The organism is Rhodovulum sp. PH10 (genome assembly GCF_000293785.1).
Classification (GTDB): domain Bacteria; phylum Pseudomonadota; class Alphaproteobacteria; order Rhizobiales; family Xanthobacteraceae; genus Rhodoplanes.
The window spans coordinates 61,731-76,242 of record NZ_AKZI01000045.1 but is presented as its reverse complement, the minus strand read 5'-3'; the positions used below and the strand labels follow the sequence as shown (position 1 = coordinate 76,242).

Below are 14,512 nucleotides of genomic sequence, written 5' to 3'. Positions count from 1 at the left end.
GCGGCTCCGGCGCAGCCCCGTCGGAGTTCCCAAACGGGCTCTCAGGCCTGCGCATTTCGTGCGCGAAGGGCTTTTCACGAACCGCCGCCGGCCCCGCGCCATTAAGAATTCGGCAACACCTCCAAAGATTTATGGTTAACCCTTTGTCAAGTCCCGGCTGCTAGGGTCGAGGCTGTCGGGTTTTTCGCGCAAGCTCTCTGCGGGACGAAGCCCGATCGTCTTGGTCCAGTCGCGTCGGGTGTCGGCATGATCGTTCGGCGTTTTCTGCAATGGGTTCGAACCGCGCCCGCGGCGGCGCGGGCGGAGGCGACGGGCGCGCTCGCGCGGGCCTATCTGTTCTCCGAGCTGCCAGACGAGGAGCGGGCGGCGATCGAGGGCGTCCTGGTGATGCTCGCCGAGGACGCCTCGCCGCTGGTGCGCCACGCGCTCGCCGACGCCTTGGCGGGCAGCGACGCGGCGCCCTCCGCCGTGGTCCATCAGCTCGCCCACGATCAGCCCGACATCGCCGCCCGGATTCTCGGCCACTCTCCCTTGTTCATCGATGCCGAGCTGGTCGACCGCGTCGCCACCGGCGGCCCGCGGGTGCAGGAGGCGATCGCCTCGCGAAAACCGCTCGGCTGCGCGGTGGCGGCGGCGCTCGCCGAGGTCGGCGACGCGGAAGCCTGCCTGGTGATGATCGAGAACCCCGACGCGGTGATCGCGCCGATCTCGTTCGGACGGCTGGTCGAGCGGTTCGGCCATCTCGCCGCCGTGCGCGAGGCCTTGATGGCGCATCCGGCGCTGCCGGTCGCCTGCCGCCAGGCGCTGGTGGCAAAACTGTCGGCGACGCTCGCCGCGTTCGCCACCGATCGCGACTGGCTCGGCGAGGAGCGCGCCCGCACCGTCGCGCGCGAAGCCTGCGAGAAGGCGACGGTCGCGCTCGCCGCCCGCCTCGACGCCGACGAGGCGGCGCCGCTGGTGCGGCACCTGCGCGCGAGTGGCCAGCTCACCGCCGGCCTGATCCTGCGCGCGCTGCTCTCCGGCAACATCGCCCTGTTCGAGGAGGCGCTGGCGGAACTCTCCGGCCTGCCGCTGCGGCGGGTGCGGCTTCTGGTGCACGACCGCACCGGTGTCGGCTTCCGCGCCGTGTTTTCCCGCGCCGGGCTGCCGGCGGGCACGTTCACCGCGTTCCGTCACGCGCTCGACGCCTGGCGCGACGGGCCGGACCTCGACGGCGAAGCCCGGCTCGCGCGAAAAATGGTCGAGCGGGTGCTGACCGCCTGCGAAGAGGCCGAGATCGGCGAGGTGGAGCCCTTGATGGGCCTGCTGCGCCGGTTCGCGGCGGAGGCGGCGCGCGAGGAGGCGCTGATCGCCTGCGAGCGGCTGGAGCAGGAGGTGGTCGCCGAGACGATGCGGGCGCGGCTCTCGGTCGCCGCCTGACCCGGCACCGCCGGCGACGATCGGCATCGGTGCGGTCGGGTATCCCGGTCGGCGCGGTGTTTCCGTTACGTACGACTACGCTCGCCCGGACGGCGCCGTCCGGGGAGACTTCGACAAAACGGTTCAGTATCGGATTCTCCTCATGATCTGCCGCCCGCCGACCGTCGCCACCGCGTTCGTCCTCGCCTCGTCCGATCTCCTGTGGGCGTTTCGCGCCCTGCGGCGGCCGGCCGCCGTCGCCTTCGTGCTGCTGGCGGGCGGCTGCCTCGCCGCCAGCGTCGGCCCGGCGGCGCTCTCCGACGACCCGTTCGAGCAGGCGCTGCTGCGCCAGGCGATCGAGACCGGCCTGGTGTTTCTCCTGGTGCCGTTCGTGATGGCGGTGCACCGCTTCGTGCTGCTCGGCGAGACGGTGTCGTCGTGCCGCCTGTGGCCGTCCTGCCCGCGCTCACGCCTGCTGTTCGGCTGGCTCGCGGTGATGCTCCTGATGCTCAACACGCCGCTGCTGCTCGATGCGCTCGCGGCGGCGAGCGCGCCGGCCGATCCGGCCGCGGCTGCCGCCTCGATGTCGGGTGCTTCGGCGATCGTGCTGCCGGCGAGCGCGGCGGTGTTCGTCTTCCTGCAGTATCTCGTCGTGCTCCTGCCGGCGATCTCGGTCGATGCGCCGGGGGCGACCTGGCAGAACGCGTTCCGCGACACCCAGGCGCCGGCCGGCGCCGGCGTGCTGGCGGCGATGCTGCCGGTGCTCGGCATCGCCCTGCTCGGTGCGCTGCCGGCGACCACCGGCCCGGCCGGGGCAGGGGACGCGCTGCTCGGCAGCCTCGGTGCCGGCGCGGTGCTGCTCGTGCTGATCACCCTGTCGGCGGTGACCTCGGCGCGGCTGTTTCAGGTGATCGCCGACACCCTCGTGAAGCCGGTTTTGCGCGCCTGAGCTGTCCTCACCGGCACCGACCGACCGATCGAAACGACGAAAAGAAAAAAGAGAGCCGCTCCGGCCGGGGCGGCTCTCTTGTCGTGTCGGGGGCGTTGTCCGGCTCGCCCGGGCGCCGGTCCGGCGGGCACTTCTCCCGCCTCGTTCGCAGGGGCGTGGGTGATTTGTGCCGATGGCGACCGGGTTCCAAAACCTCGTCCTGCAGAGCACTCCGCAGGAGTGCGTCCCGAAGGACGAGGGCACGGTTCGACCTCGTCCTTCGGGACGCCGCCTTCGGCGGCCCTCGGGACGAGGTTGCAGCTTCCTGCCGTTTGGTGAATCAGTCGGCGCTGGCGGTGCGCTTGCGGCTCGCCCGCTCGGCGACCTCGAGCCGCTCGGAGCGGAGCTTTGCCGCGACCTTCTTCCAGTTGCCGCGTGCCTGGATGTGGGCGGGGTCGTAGCCCGGCATCGGGCGGGCGATCGCGTAGCGCGCGCCGTGCCGGTCGATCCACCGCCACACCACCGAGGCGTCGCCGTCGCCGGCGATGGTGATGTCGATCGCCCGGCCGTGGCCGTAGCCGCCGGTGCGCCGGCTGCCGCCGTGCAGCGAGTAGCCGACCCGCGCCTTGAGGCCGGAGGCGAGCCGCTGGCGGTAGTCGTCACGGAACGCGCTCAGCATCGACCAGTTCAAACCGTCGGCGTCGAGCGCCTTGCCCATGTGATAGAGCGTCTCGCGGAAGTCACGGTCCATGCCGCGGATCACGTAGTCCTTCAGCGACATGCCGAGCTTCTTGGCGGCCGCCGGATCCTTCCAGGTGAAGTCGCCGCTGCCGTCCTTCTTGATCGGCTCGCGGCGATAGACCTCCCACAGATAGTCGTCGACCACGTCCTGCGGGTCGCGCGGCGCGACGACCTTCTTCGGCGTCGGGCCGATGCTGCCGACCGGCTCGGGATCGGCGTCGGTCGAAACCTCCGGCGCGGGCTCCAGGTCGCCGGCGGGCAGCGAGGCGAGGATGAAGGTCGGCTCCCACACCAGCATGTCGGTCGAGGCGGCGCGGCGCATGGTCGCCATGCTGGCGGCGGCCGGCCGGGCGGGCTCGCCCTCGTCCTCGGCCGAGATCGCCTGCTCGACCACCGCGCCCATCGGGGCGGCGCTGGCGACCCGCACCGGCGACTGGTCGACCACCCAGACGCGATCCTTGGGGGTCGGGAACGGGCTCGACATCGCGAGCGAGGCGACGAAGAAGACCAGTCCCGCGCACCCGGCGGCGGCCGTGACGCCGCACCAGACGGGTATCGTGTCGGCAGGGCGCGTGGCGGAGGAGGCTCGCATGGCGTGTCCAGGCAGGTGTGTTCTTGAACGACGGCCCCCGGCGAACGGGGGCGAGGGCAGGCTGCCGGGGTACTCGACCTTCACCTGCGTGACGGCCTCATCCTCGCGGCGCAGGGTTAGCTAAGCGTTAATGACGCGGCCGTAATGAGGAGAGAAAGCGACACGATTCGATCATCGTAAACGCGCGACGGTAGCGCGCTCCGGTTTTTCGCGCGTTCCGCCGAAAATCGGAAAATACCTTACGGAACAATACGAAAGGGCCGGCGCAATGCACCGGCCCCTGGTCGCATCGGCGGACGGCGGACGCCTCAGCGGCCGAGCACGTCCGGGCGCAGCACGTAGGAGCTGAGCACCTTCATGTAGTTGCCGCGCTCGTAGGCGGACGGGTTCGGCACCGCGTCGCGGCTCATGCTGCCGACCATTTCGCGAACCGAGTCGAAGTCGTGCTCGTCGAGCCAGCGGTCGAGGTCGCGCAGCACCCGCTCGGCATGGCCGGGGCCGTTCTCCAGCAGCGCCGAGGTGGAGCAGGCGACTTTTGCGCCGGCCATCAGGCATTTCACGACGTCGGAGGCGGCGTGCACGCCGCCGGTGACGGCGAGATCGGCGCCGACATGGCCGAACAGGATCGCCACCCAATGGAGCCGCATCAACAGCTCCTCGGGGCGGCTGAGGGTGAGCGCGGCGGCCACCTCGCGCTCCTCGATGTCGAAGTCCGGCTGATAGAACCGGTTGAACAGCACCAGCGCGTCCGCCCCGGCGTCCGCCAGCCGGCGGGAGAGGTTGGCCGGCGCGCTGAAGAACGGCGACAGCTTGACGGCGACCGGGATGGTCACCTGGCTCTTCACTGCTTTCACCAGGTCGACATAGCCCTGCTCGATCTCGGCCGCGGTGCGGGCGGGGTCGGTGGCGATCGAGTAGGTGTTCAGCTCGATGCCGTCGGCGCCGGCCTCCTGCATCAGCTTGGCATATTCGAGCCAGCCGCCGGTGGTGACGCCGTTGAGGCTCGCGATCACCGGGATCTGCACCCGCGCCTTGGCGGTGCGGATCAGATCGAGGCAGCCGTCGGGGCCGAGATTGTAGGTCTGGAGATCGGGAAAATAGTCGAGCGCCTCGGCATAGGCGTTGGCGCCGCGCTCGAGGTCGGCATCGACCGTGAGGCTTTCGAGGTCGAGCTGCTCCTCGAACAGCGAGGGCAGGACCACGGCGGCGATGCCGTGGTCCTCGAGCTTGCAGATGCCCTCGATCGAGTCGCACATCGGGGAGGCCGAGGCGATCAGCGGCGCCTTCAGGCTCAGCCCCATGTAGGAGGTGGAAAGATCGCTCATGGGATGATCCTCGCCGCAGTCACGTTCGTCGTCGTCTCGATCGCCTTGCCGGTCTGGCTGGTGACGCCGCTCATTCCGCCGCTCCTCCGGCCGGGCGCGGTGCCTCGTCCTCGGGATCGCGCGGCACGATGTCGGGGCTGTCGCCGCGGCCGGCCATCTCGGCGCGGTTGGCATAGACCCGCCACTGCCGCTCGACGTCCTCCTGGGCCTGCTTGAGAAGCGCGCGGGCGGCCAGCGGGTTGGACCGCACCAGCATGGTGTAGCGACCCTCGTTGTAGGCGTACTGCTTGAACGGGATGGTCGGCGGCTTGGAGTCGAGCTGGAACGGGTTCTCGCCGGTCTCGTGCTTTCTCGGGTCGAACCGCATCATCGGCCAGTAGCCCGACTGCACGGCGGCCTTCTGCTGGTCGAGGCCGATCGTCATGTCGAAGCCGTGCGCGATGCAGTGGCTGTAGGCGATGATCAGCGACGGCCCGTCGTAGGATTCCGCCTCGTGGAAGGCGCGCACGGCGTGCATGTCGCCGCCGCCCATCGCGATCCGCGCGACATAGACCGAGCCGAAGCTCACCGCCTCCATCGCGAGGTCCTTCTTGCCGGTGAACTTGCCGCCGGCGGCGAACTTGGCGACCGCACCGCGCGGCGTCGACTTCGACATCTGGCCGCCGGTGTTGGAATAGACCTCGGTGTCGAGCACCAGCACGTTGACGTTGCGGCCGGAGCCGAGCACGTGGTCGAGGCCGCCATAGCCGATGTCGTACGCCCAGCCGTCACCGCCGATCAGCCACACGCTCTTGCGCACCAGGCTGTCCGCGACCGAGAGCAGCATCTGTGCCTCGGGCGTGCCGGCATCGGCGAGCAGGCGCTTCAGCTCGGCGACGCGGGCGCGCTGCGCCTCGATGCCGGCTTCCGTCGTCTGGTCGGCCGCGAGCAGCTCCTTGACCAGAACCTCGCCGACCGTGCCGTCCATCCGGGTGACCAGCTCGCGGGCGAACTCGGTCTGCTTGTCGGCGGCGAGCCGCATGCCGAGGCCGAACTCGGCATTGTCCTCGAACAGCGAGTTCGACCAGGTGGGTCCGCGGCCGTCGCGGTTCATCGTGTAGGGCGTGGTCGGCAAATTTCCGCCATAGATCGACGAGCAGCCGGTGGCGTTGGCGATCATCAGGCGGTCGCCGAACAGCTGGGTCAGCAGCTTGATGTAGGGCGTCTCGCCGCAGCCGGCGCAGGCGCCGGAGAACTCGAACAACGGCTCGAGCAGCTGCACGTCCTTGACGTTGTCGTGGCGGATCTTGTCACGCGACACGTCGGGGAGCTTCGTGAAGAAGTCCCAGTTGTCGTTCTCCTGCTCGAGCAACGGCTCCTGCGGCGCCATGTTGAGCGCCTTGTGCTTGACCTCGGACTTGCTCTTGACCGGGCAGATCTCGACGCACAGCTTGCAGCCGGTGCAGTCCTCCGGCGACACCTGCAGGACGTAACGCTGGTCGGTGAGCTCGCGCCACTTGGCCTTGGCCGACTTGAAGGCGGCCGGCGCGTCGGCGAGCAGGCTCTGGTCCACCACTTTTGCGCGGATCACGGCGTGCGGGCACACCAGCACGCACTTGCCGCACTGGATGCAGATGTCGGTGTCCCACACCGGGATCTGCTGGGCGATGTTGCGCTTCTCCCACTGCGCGGTGGCGGTGGGGAAGGTGCCGTCGACCGGCAGCGCGCTGACCGGCAGGAGGTCGCCGCGCCCGGCGATCGTCTCGCCGAGCACGTCGCGCACGAATTCGGGCGCCTTGGCCGACACCGGCGGCAGCATCTCGTGGGTCGAGGTGGCGGCGGCCGGCACCGGAACCTCGTGCAGGCGGCCGAGCGTGTGGTCGACCGCGGCAAAATTCTTCTGCACCACGGCGGCGCCGCGCTTGCCGTAGGTCTCCTCGATCGACTTCTTGATGGCGGCGATCGCCTCCTCGCGCGGAAGAATGCCCGAGATCGCGAAGAAGCAGGTCTGCATGATGGTGTTGATACGGTTGCCCATGCCGGCCTCGCGGGCGGCGGCGTAACCGTCGATCGCGAACAGCTTGAGCTTCTTCGCGATGATCGTCTCCTGCACCTTGCGGGGCAGCTTGTCCCACACCTCGTCCGGCGCGCCGGGCACGTTGAGGAGGAAGGTGGCGCCGGGCTCGGCGTGAGCCAGCACGTCGACCCGGTTCATGAACTGGAACTGGTGGCAGGCGACGAAGTTGGCGCGCGTGATCAGATAGGTCGAGCGGATCGGGTCGGGCCCGAAGCGCAGATGCGAGACGGTGACCGAGCCGGCCTTCTTCGAGTCGTAGACGAAGTAGCCCTGCACCCAGCTCGGCGTGTACTTGCCGATGATCTTGATCGAGTTCTTGTTGGCGCCGACCGTGCCGTCCGAGCCGAGGCCGTAGAACAGCGCGCGCACCGTCTTCGGATGCTCGGTCGAGAAGCTCTCGTCGACCGCGAGGCTGGTGTGCGAGACGTCGTCGTCGATGCCGACGGTGAAGTGGTTCTTGGGCGTCGCGCTCGACAGCTCGTCGAACACCGCCTTGGCCATCGCCGGGGTGAACTCCTTGGACGACAGGCCGTAGCGGCCGCCGATGATCCGCGGCATCGACGTCGCGGCGCCCGACGAGACGCGCTCTGCGAAGGTCGTCAGGACGTCCTGGTAGAGCGGCTCACCGACCGCGCCGGGCTCCTTGGTGCGGTCGAGCACGGCGATCGACGTCACGGAGGCGGGCAGGGCGGCGAGGAAGCTCTCCGTCGCGAACGGGCGGAACAGCCGGACCTTGAGGACGCCGACCTTCTCGCCGGCGGCGCGCAGCGCCTCGACCGTCTCCTCGACAGCGCCGGCGCCGGAGCCCATCAGCACGATCACCCGCTCGGCGTCGGGTGCGCCGACATAGTCGAACAGGCCGTAGCGCCGGCCGGTCTGCGCGGCGAAGCGGTCCATCGCCTCCTGCACGATCGCCGGGCAGGCACGGTAGAACGGGTTGCAGGCTTCGCGCGCCTGGAAATAGACGTCCGGGTTCTGCGCGGTGCCGCGCAGCACCGGGCGGTCCGGGCTGAGCGCGCGGGCGCGATGCTGGCGGACCAGATCGTCGTCGATCAGGGCGCGGAGGTCGTCGTCGGTCAGCGGATCGATGACGTTGACCTCGTGCGAGGTGCGGAAGCCGTCGAAGAAGTGCAGGAACGGCACCCGGGCCGACAGCGTCGCGGCCTGGGCGATCAGGGCGAAGTCGCTCGCCTCCTGCACCGAGGCCGAGGAGAGCATGGCGAAGCCGGTTTGGCGGGTCGCCATCACGTCCGAATGGTCGCCGAAGATCGACAGCGCGTGGGTCGCGACCGTCCGGGCGGCGACATGGATCACCGCCGAGGTCAGCTCGCCGGCGATCTTGTACATGTTGGGGATCATCAGGAGCAGGCCTTGCGAGGCCGTGAAGGTGGTCCCGAGCGATCCGCCCTGCAGCGCGCCGTGGAGGGCGCCGGCGGCGCCGCCCTCGCTCTGCATCTCGATCACGTCGGGGACGGTGCCCCAGATGTTGGTCGCGCCCTCGGCCTTCCACTGATCCGCCCACTCGCCCATGTTGGACGAGGGGGTGATCGGGTAGATGGCGATCACCTCGTTGAGCCGAAAGGCGACCGATGCGGCCGCTTCGTTGCCGTCCACGATCGCGCGGGTGCGATTGGTCTGGCCTGTGGAAGGCTCCGCCAGTCCGTGCATCGATAGTCTCCTCAGCAAATTTGCGGCCACCCTAGCCCAGTGGGCGGCGGCTGCGCTTGACCTTTGTCATGCTGCCCGAAAGTCCCGCAGGGCGGAGAGGCTTTTGCCTTGAATGTCAGCGGGATGCCGGATGCGGGGTCAGCCTGCGGCCCGCCGGCCGGGCAGCGATCGCGCAGGGCGTGTCCCGCGCCTGCGTACACCCGAATCGCGGCACCGCAAAACGGCCGAATCGCCGCAGGGCGGGCGTATTCGGCGAGACGAGCGGGGTATGGCGGTCCGGGTCGACGGTCTCGGATCGCGCGACGATCGGCCGGTCTCGGTCGACGACCGATCAGCATCAGCATACTTCTTTAATAACACGAATCTACACTGTACTAGGAATTTTCTTCCTAGTGATCGGCAGAAAGTTCCCAGTAAACAATCGACGATTTGCCCAGGAAGACCGAAATTTGTCCGCCCGAATAGTTCGCCCGGCCCGTTCAATGGTGGACGGCCCGCATCGGGAACGGCCCCTCCGGGGCGCCCCGACGGACCGTCCCCGAACGGGGGCGGAGCGGCACGGGTCGGCAGCGGTCGCCGGGGAGAGACGCGATGACGTTGGCGTGCGTGGCCTTGAAGCAACCTTCAGTTGAAGGTATGCCGGTGGGTGACGAGAGCAGGCAGGTCCCCACTGTGGCGCCCTCGAGCGAGCCCGATGACGACGAGCTTCTGCGCCGGATCGGCGAGGACGACCAGGCCGCCTTCCGGATGCTGGTCGAGCACCACGTCGACCGCGCCTATGCGCTGGCGCTGCGCATGCTCGACAACCGCGCCGACGCCGACGACGTGGTGCAGGACTCGCTCCTGAAGGTGTGGACCCATCGCCGGCGCTGGGAATTCGGGCGGGCGAAGTTCTCCACCTGGCTCTATCGGGTGGTCACCAACCGCTGCATCGACCTGCACCGCCGGCCGCGCGGCGAGGACGTCGAGGCGGTCGGCGAGCTGGCCGATGAGCGGCCGGACGCGATGACGACGCTCTACCGCTCCGAGATGAGCGACCTGCTGGACGCCGCGATGAACCGGCTGCCCGACCAGCAGCGCATCGCCATCATCCTTTCCTACCACGAGAGCATGAGCAACGCGGAGATCGCCGAGGTGATGGAGACCACCGTCTCGGCGGTCGAGTCGCTGCTCAAGCGGGCGCGCCAGCAGCTGCGCAAGCTTCTGCGCCGGCAGGAGCGCGACATCCGCCAGTCGTTCACCGACGATTAACCTCGATTTTTGCGCGCCGGGCTGTTTCGCCGCCCGGCTCCGGCCGCCCCTCCCGTTGAATCTGCAGTCGCGGATGCGCCGCGCCGCCCCGCCGCCCGTCTCGCGCGGCGCGGGACCAGGATTCAGTGCCAGGAGACCGACATGCCCGTCATTTCCACCAACACCGCCGCCAACACCGCCGTCCGCTACCTGAACTCGAACTCGAGCCAGCAGTCGGACTCGCTGTCCAAGCTCGCCAGCGGCTCGCGCATCACCAAGGCGTCCGACGACGCCGCCGGCCTCGCGATCTCGACCCGCATCTCGTCCGACGTGACCGCGCTGTCGCAGGCCGCCACCAACGCCTCGCACGGCATCTCGGTGCTGCAGACCGCCGACGGCGGCGCCGCCAACATCTCCGACATCCTCACCCGCATGAAGGCGCTCGCCTCGCAGGCCGCCTCCGGCACGGTGACCGATACCGAGCGCGCCTATATCGACGCCGAGTTCTCGCAGCTCAACGACGAAATCGACGGCATCGCCTCCTCGACCCGCTACAACGCCCAGAGCCTGCTCGACGGCACCAGCGACTTCGGCGGCGCCTCGGGCGTCAGCGTGGTGGTCGGCTCGAGCTCGGCCGACACCATCACCGTGTCGATCGCCAACCTGACCTCGTCCTCGCTCGGCGTCGACTCGCTGTCGGTCACCTCGCAGGCGAACGCCGAGAGCGCGCTCGACGCGCTCGACGACGCGATCGACTCCGTCTCCAAGGCGCGCGCCGACATCGGCGCCACCATGTCGCGCTTCGAGTTCCGCTCCGACTCGATCGCCACCCAGCAGGAGAATTTGGAGGCGGCGAACTCCGCGCTCGCCGACGTCGACATCGCCGCCGAGCAGGCCAAGCTGTCGTCGGCCGAGGTGAAGACCCAGGCCGCCGTCGCCGCCGCGGCGCAGGCCAACCAGATGCCGCAGGAGCTTTTGAAGCTCCTCCAGTGACGTGATCACCTGAGCCTCGGGCCGGGGCACGCCCCGGCCCGTCGCGACCACCGAAAGCACGGCGACCATCATGACCAGCGTCTCGAGCTCGACCGTCGGCACCTCGCTCGGCGCCGCCGGCACCACGGTCGACTGGAGCGGGCTGATCGAGGCCGCCGTCCAGCAGAAGCTCGACAAGGCCGACGCGATCGACCTGAAGATCTCCGACAACGAGACCACCATCGCCGCCTATGGCGAGATGCAGTCGCTGCTGCAGGATCTCGCCGATGCGGCGAACGCGCTGCGGGCGCCCTCCGGCACCTCGTCGGCCGGCGACGACGTGTATCTGGCGCGTGCCGGCTATCTCACCGGGGTGGGCGTCGACGACGCCACCGACGCGCTCGCGGTGACGATCGAGGACGGCGCCGCTCTCGGCAGCTACGACGTGAAGGTCCTGCAGCTCGCCACCGCCCACAAGGTCGCCTCCGGCACGGTGGAAAGCCGCACCACCGATCTCGGCTATGCCGGGGTGATGCGGCTCGGCGTCGGCGACGAGACGGTCGACATCGAGATCGACGCCGACATGTCGCTCGACGAGATCGCCGAGGCGATCAACAATACGACCGACGACTCCGGCGTCCAGGCCTCGGTGATCAAGATCGCCGATGCGCAGTACGAGCTGGTGCTGACCGCGGCCGACACCGGCCAGAGCATCGTCGCGCGGGCGGTGTCGGGCGACGACGTGCTCACGAGCCTCGGCATTCTCGACACGAGCGGCGGCTTCGCCGACGAGCTGCAGGCCGCGCAACAGGCGATCATGACCTTCGACGGCGTTCAGATCACCCGCGACACCAACGACGTCGACGATCTGATCGACGGCATCACCTTCCATCTCTACGAGACCACCGGCGACGGCTCGATCACGCTCGAGGTCGGCACCGACTTGTCCGAGGTGAAGGAGGCGATCCAGACGCTGGTCGACGCCTACAACGCCTATCGCGAGTTCGCGCTGACCCAGCAGGCGACCACCACCGCCGGCACCGCTTCCGACGACGCCGTGCTGTTCGGCGACGGCACGCTGCGCAACGTCAACGGCCAGATCGGCGACGCGCTCAACACCATGGTCGAGCGGCTCTCGATCGCCGACATCGGCCTGTCGTTCGACAGCGACAACACGCTGGTGCTGGACGAGGACGTGCTGGACGACGCGCTGCTCGACGACCTCGACGGCATCCGTGATTTGCTGGCGTTCGACTACGACGCTTCGTCGAGCGATCTGATGCTGCTCGCGCGCGGCGATTCCGCGCCGTCGTCCTTCACCGTCGACGTCACCGTCGGCGACGACGGCAGCATCGCCTCCGCCGCGGTCGGCGGCGACACGTCGCTGTTCACCATCAGCGGCACCCGCATCATCGGCGCCGCCGGCACCGCCTACGAAGGCTACACCTTCGTGTTCGTCGGCGACCAGTCGGCGTCGATCGACGTGAGCGTCGGGCAGGGCGTCGCCGAGCGTCTCTACAATGTGTCCGACGCCGCCGCCGACACCAGCGACGGCACGCTGCAGCAGCTGATCGACGGGCTCGAGGATCAGAACGAAGCTCTGCAGGAGCGCAGCGACACCATCACCGACCGCGCGGCGGCATATCGCGAAACGCTCACCACGCGCTACGCCTCGTACCAGGCGAAGATCGCCGAGGCGGAATCGACCCTGAGCTATCTGCAGGCTCTTCTGGACGCCGAGGACGACTGATGACGGACCGACGGAATGCCCATGCGGCGGCGCTCGCCTATTCGCGCGCCGCGGCCACCGTGCCACCCTCGCGCGCGGTGGTGCTGTTGTACGATCGCGTGCTGGTGTTGCTCGAGCGCGCCGGCCGGGCGATCGAGGAACGGCGGACCGACGCGGCGCTGCAGGACGTGCTGAAGGCCGCCGCGATCCTGCGCGGGCTCGGCCACATCATCGACTTTCAGAAGGGCGGGGCGCTTGCCGAGCGTCTGTACGCCATGTACACGACCAATGTCCTGGTGGTGCTGCAATCGTTCCACAAGCCGGATGCGCCGGAGCGCTACCGCCGAATTGCCGCCGGCCTCGCCGAGCTGCGCGACGCGTGGGCGACCATCGCCGGCCTGCCGACGCGGGAACAGGATCTCGGCGCGCGCGGCGGCCGTGCGGCGCGACCGATCGAGGCGGCGCCGCGGGCTTCGGTCGCTCGCTGACCGGTGGTGCGTCGTTCGGGGCGCGCCGGTCGACGAGGCGCGCCGGTCGACGAGGTGCGCCGATCGACGAGGCGCGCCGAGCGACGAGGCGCGCCGAGCGACGTGGTGCGAGAGTGTGGGCCGGTGGGTACCGATCCACCGCATTTTACGAGAATCTTAAGGAGCACGTGGGAACAAGGATGCTCCGACCGAGGCTGTTCCAGGATGGAAGAGGCCGAATGACGAACGACGACTTCGAGGATTTGGTCGACCGCTGGGGCGAGAACGTCTCGGCATGGCCAGAACCGCAGCGTGCCGCGGCGCGTGATCTGCTGGCGCGCTCGGCCGAGGCGCGGGCGCTGCTGGCGGAGGCCGTGGCGCTGCGCCGGGCGCTGGCGCCACGCGATGCGGCACGGGCGCCCGCCGACCTCTCCGCGCGTATTCTCGCCGCTGCGCTGGACCCACCCGCCGCCGATACACCTGCAGCCGACACACCTGCAGCCGCACCCGCCGCCGGTGCTCCCGCTGCCTCCGCTCCCGTCGCCGCTCCAGCCGGGCGCCGCCCGATCGATCCGCGTGCCGTGCCGGCGCCGCGGCGTCGGCGCCCCCCCGGCGTCGCCTGGCTCGGCCGCCCGTTGCGGCCGGCCGTCGTGCTGTCGCTCTGCTTCCTGCTCGGGCTCGCGACCAGCTTCCTCGTCGGCGCGCCGCCCGCTGCCTCCCCGGACACCCTGCCGGGGTCGATGCTCGGCGAACTTCGATAGGCCGCAGTCACGATGAAAGACGATGGCGCGCCGATGCGCACACGCACGCTCCTGACGACGGTGCTGCTGGTCTCGCTCGGCATCAATCTGTTCCTCGCCGGCTCGTTCGTCGGCACCGTGCTGCGGCCGGCGTTCGACCGGCCGCCGGGGCCGCCCGGCCTGCAGCGGATCGTGCGTGATCTGGACGGGCGCCTGTCGCCCGACGCGATGACGAAGATCCGCGATCTGACACGCGAGATCGACGAGCGGATTCGCTCGGGCCCGGCCGATCCGCGTCGGCTGCACGACGAGCTGCGCGGCCTGCTCGAGGCGGAGAATTTCGATGCCGCCGCATTCGTCGGCAAGCTCGATGCCTTCGTGAGCGCACGCATCGTCAACGACCGGGTGATCATCCACCGGATCGCCGAGGTGGTCGCCGGTCTCTCGCGCGCCGATCGCAAGGTCTTGGCCGAGGTCGCGCTGCGCCCGCCGCCGCACTGATCGCGCCTTCCAATTCGATTTCGGTTCTCGTCCCGGCCCGCCGCGGTTCTGCCCGGCGGGCTTTTCGCGCGTCCGCGAGGGGCCACCGCCCAGGGCCGCCAGCGCTTCTGGGAGCCGCATGAGAATTTCCAGCCGGAAAACGCCGCCTCGGCCGTTCTAACAAGC

At 69.5% G+C, this 14,512-nt stretch carries 11 protein-coding genes; 8 read left to right on the top strand and 3 right to left on the bottom strand.

Annotation, left to right across the window (positions count from 1 at the left end; genetic code table 11):
* The first annotated feature begins 246 nt into the window (after positions 1–246).
* Both A33M_RS09030 and A33M_RS09025 read left to right on the top strand, forming a co-directional pair.
* Entirely contained in the window at positions 247–1,419 is a 1,173-nt protein-coding gene (locus A33M_RS09030) for a DUF2336 domain-containing protein (protein WP_008386040.1), read from the top strand.
* A 142-nt stretch (positions 1,420–1,561) separates the two neighbouring features.
* Complete coding sequence (locus A33M_RS09025; RefSeq protein WP_008386036.1) at positions 1,562–2,347, top strand: hypothetical protein; 786 nt, start codon at positions 1,562–1,564, stop codon at positions 2,345–2,347.
* A 319-nt stretch (positions 2,348–2,666) separates the two neighbouring features.
* Here the strand turns inward: A33M_RS09025 and A33M_RS22285 are convergent, their stop codons facing one another.
* From A33M_RS22285 to nifJ, 3 genes are all read right to left on the bottom strand, one after another.
* Positions 2,667–3,659 carry a hypothetical protein gene (locus A33M_RS22285; RefSeq protein WP_008386034.1) on the bottom strand — a complete coding sequence of 331 codons (993 nt, stop codon included), beginning with the start codon at positions 3,657–3,659 and terminating at the stop codon, positions 2,667–2,669.
* Between the two features lie 308 nt (positions 3,660–3,967).
* Positions 3,968–4,984, bottom strand: a complete 1,017-nt coding sequence (locus A33M_RS09015; protein WP_008386032.1) for a dihydroorotate dehydrogenase-like protein — start codon at positions 4,982–4,984, stop codon at positions 3,968–3,970.
* A 70-nt stretch (positions 4,985–5,054) separates the two neighbouring features.
* Positions 5,055–8,708: a pyruvate:ferredoxin (flavodoxin) oxidoreductase gene (gene nifJ, locus A33M_RS09010; RefSeq protein ID WP_008386030.1), complete on the bottom strand. Its 3,654-nt coding sequence runs from the start codon at positions 8,706–8,708 to the stop codon at positions 5,055–5,057.
* A gap of 591 nt (positions 8,709–9,299) precedes the next feature.
* Here nifJ and A33M_RS09005 point away from each other — a divergent pair.
* From A33M_RS09005 to A33M_RS08980, 6 genes are all read left to right on the top strand, one after another.
* Positions 9,300–9,959 carry an RNA polymerase sigma factor gene (locus A33M_RS09005; RefSeq protein WP_052026975.1) on the top strand — a complete coding sequence of 220 codons (660 nt, stop codon included), beginning with the start codon at positions 9,300–9,302 and terminating at the stop codon, positions 9,957–9,959.
* 141 nt (positions 9,960–10,100) lie between these two features.
* Complete coding sequence (locus tag A33M_RS09000) at positions 10,101–10,931, top strand: flagellin (RefSeq protein ID WP_008386025.1); 831 nt, start codon at positions 10,101–10,103, stop codon at positions 10,929–10,931.
* Positions 10,932–11,001: 70 nt separating this feature from the next.
* On the top strand, positions 11,002–12,660 hold the full coding sequence (fliD, locus tag A33M_RS08995; protein ID WP_008386022.1) for a flagellar filament capping protein FliD: 1,659 nt from the start codon (positions 11,002–11,004) through the stop codon (positions 12,658–12,660).
* Positions 12,660–13,127: a flagellar export chaperone FliS gene (locus tag A33M_RS08990; protein ID WP_008386020.1), complete on the top strand. Its 468-nt coding sequence runs from the start codon at positions 12,660–12,662 to the stop codon at positions 13,125–13,127. Before fliD ends, A33M_RS08990 begins: the two co-directional genes overlap by 1 nt.
* Before the next feature lie 218 nt (positions 13,128–13,345).
* Positions 13,346–13,867 (top strand): hypothetical protein, encoded by a 522-nt coding sequence (locus A33M_RS24605; protein WP_008386017.1) that lies wholly within the window; start codon positions 13,346–13,348, stop codon positions 13,865–13,867.
* A 33-nt stretch (positions 13,868–13,900) separates the two neighbouring features.
* On the top strand, positions 13,901–14,347 hold the full coding sequence (locus A33M_RS08980) for a periplasmic heavy metal sensor (RefSeq protein WP_157223394.1): 447 nt from the start codon (positions 13,901–13,903) through the stop codon (positions 14,345–14,347).
* The last annotated feature ends 165 nt before the right edge of the window (positions 14,348–14,512 follow it).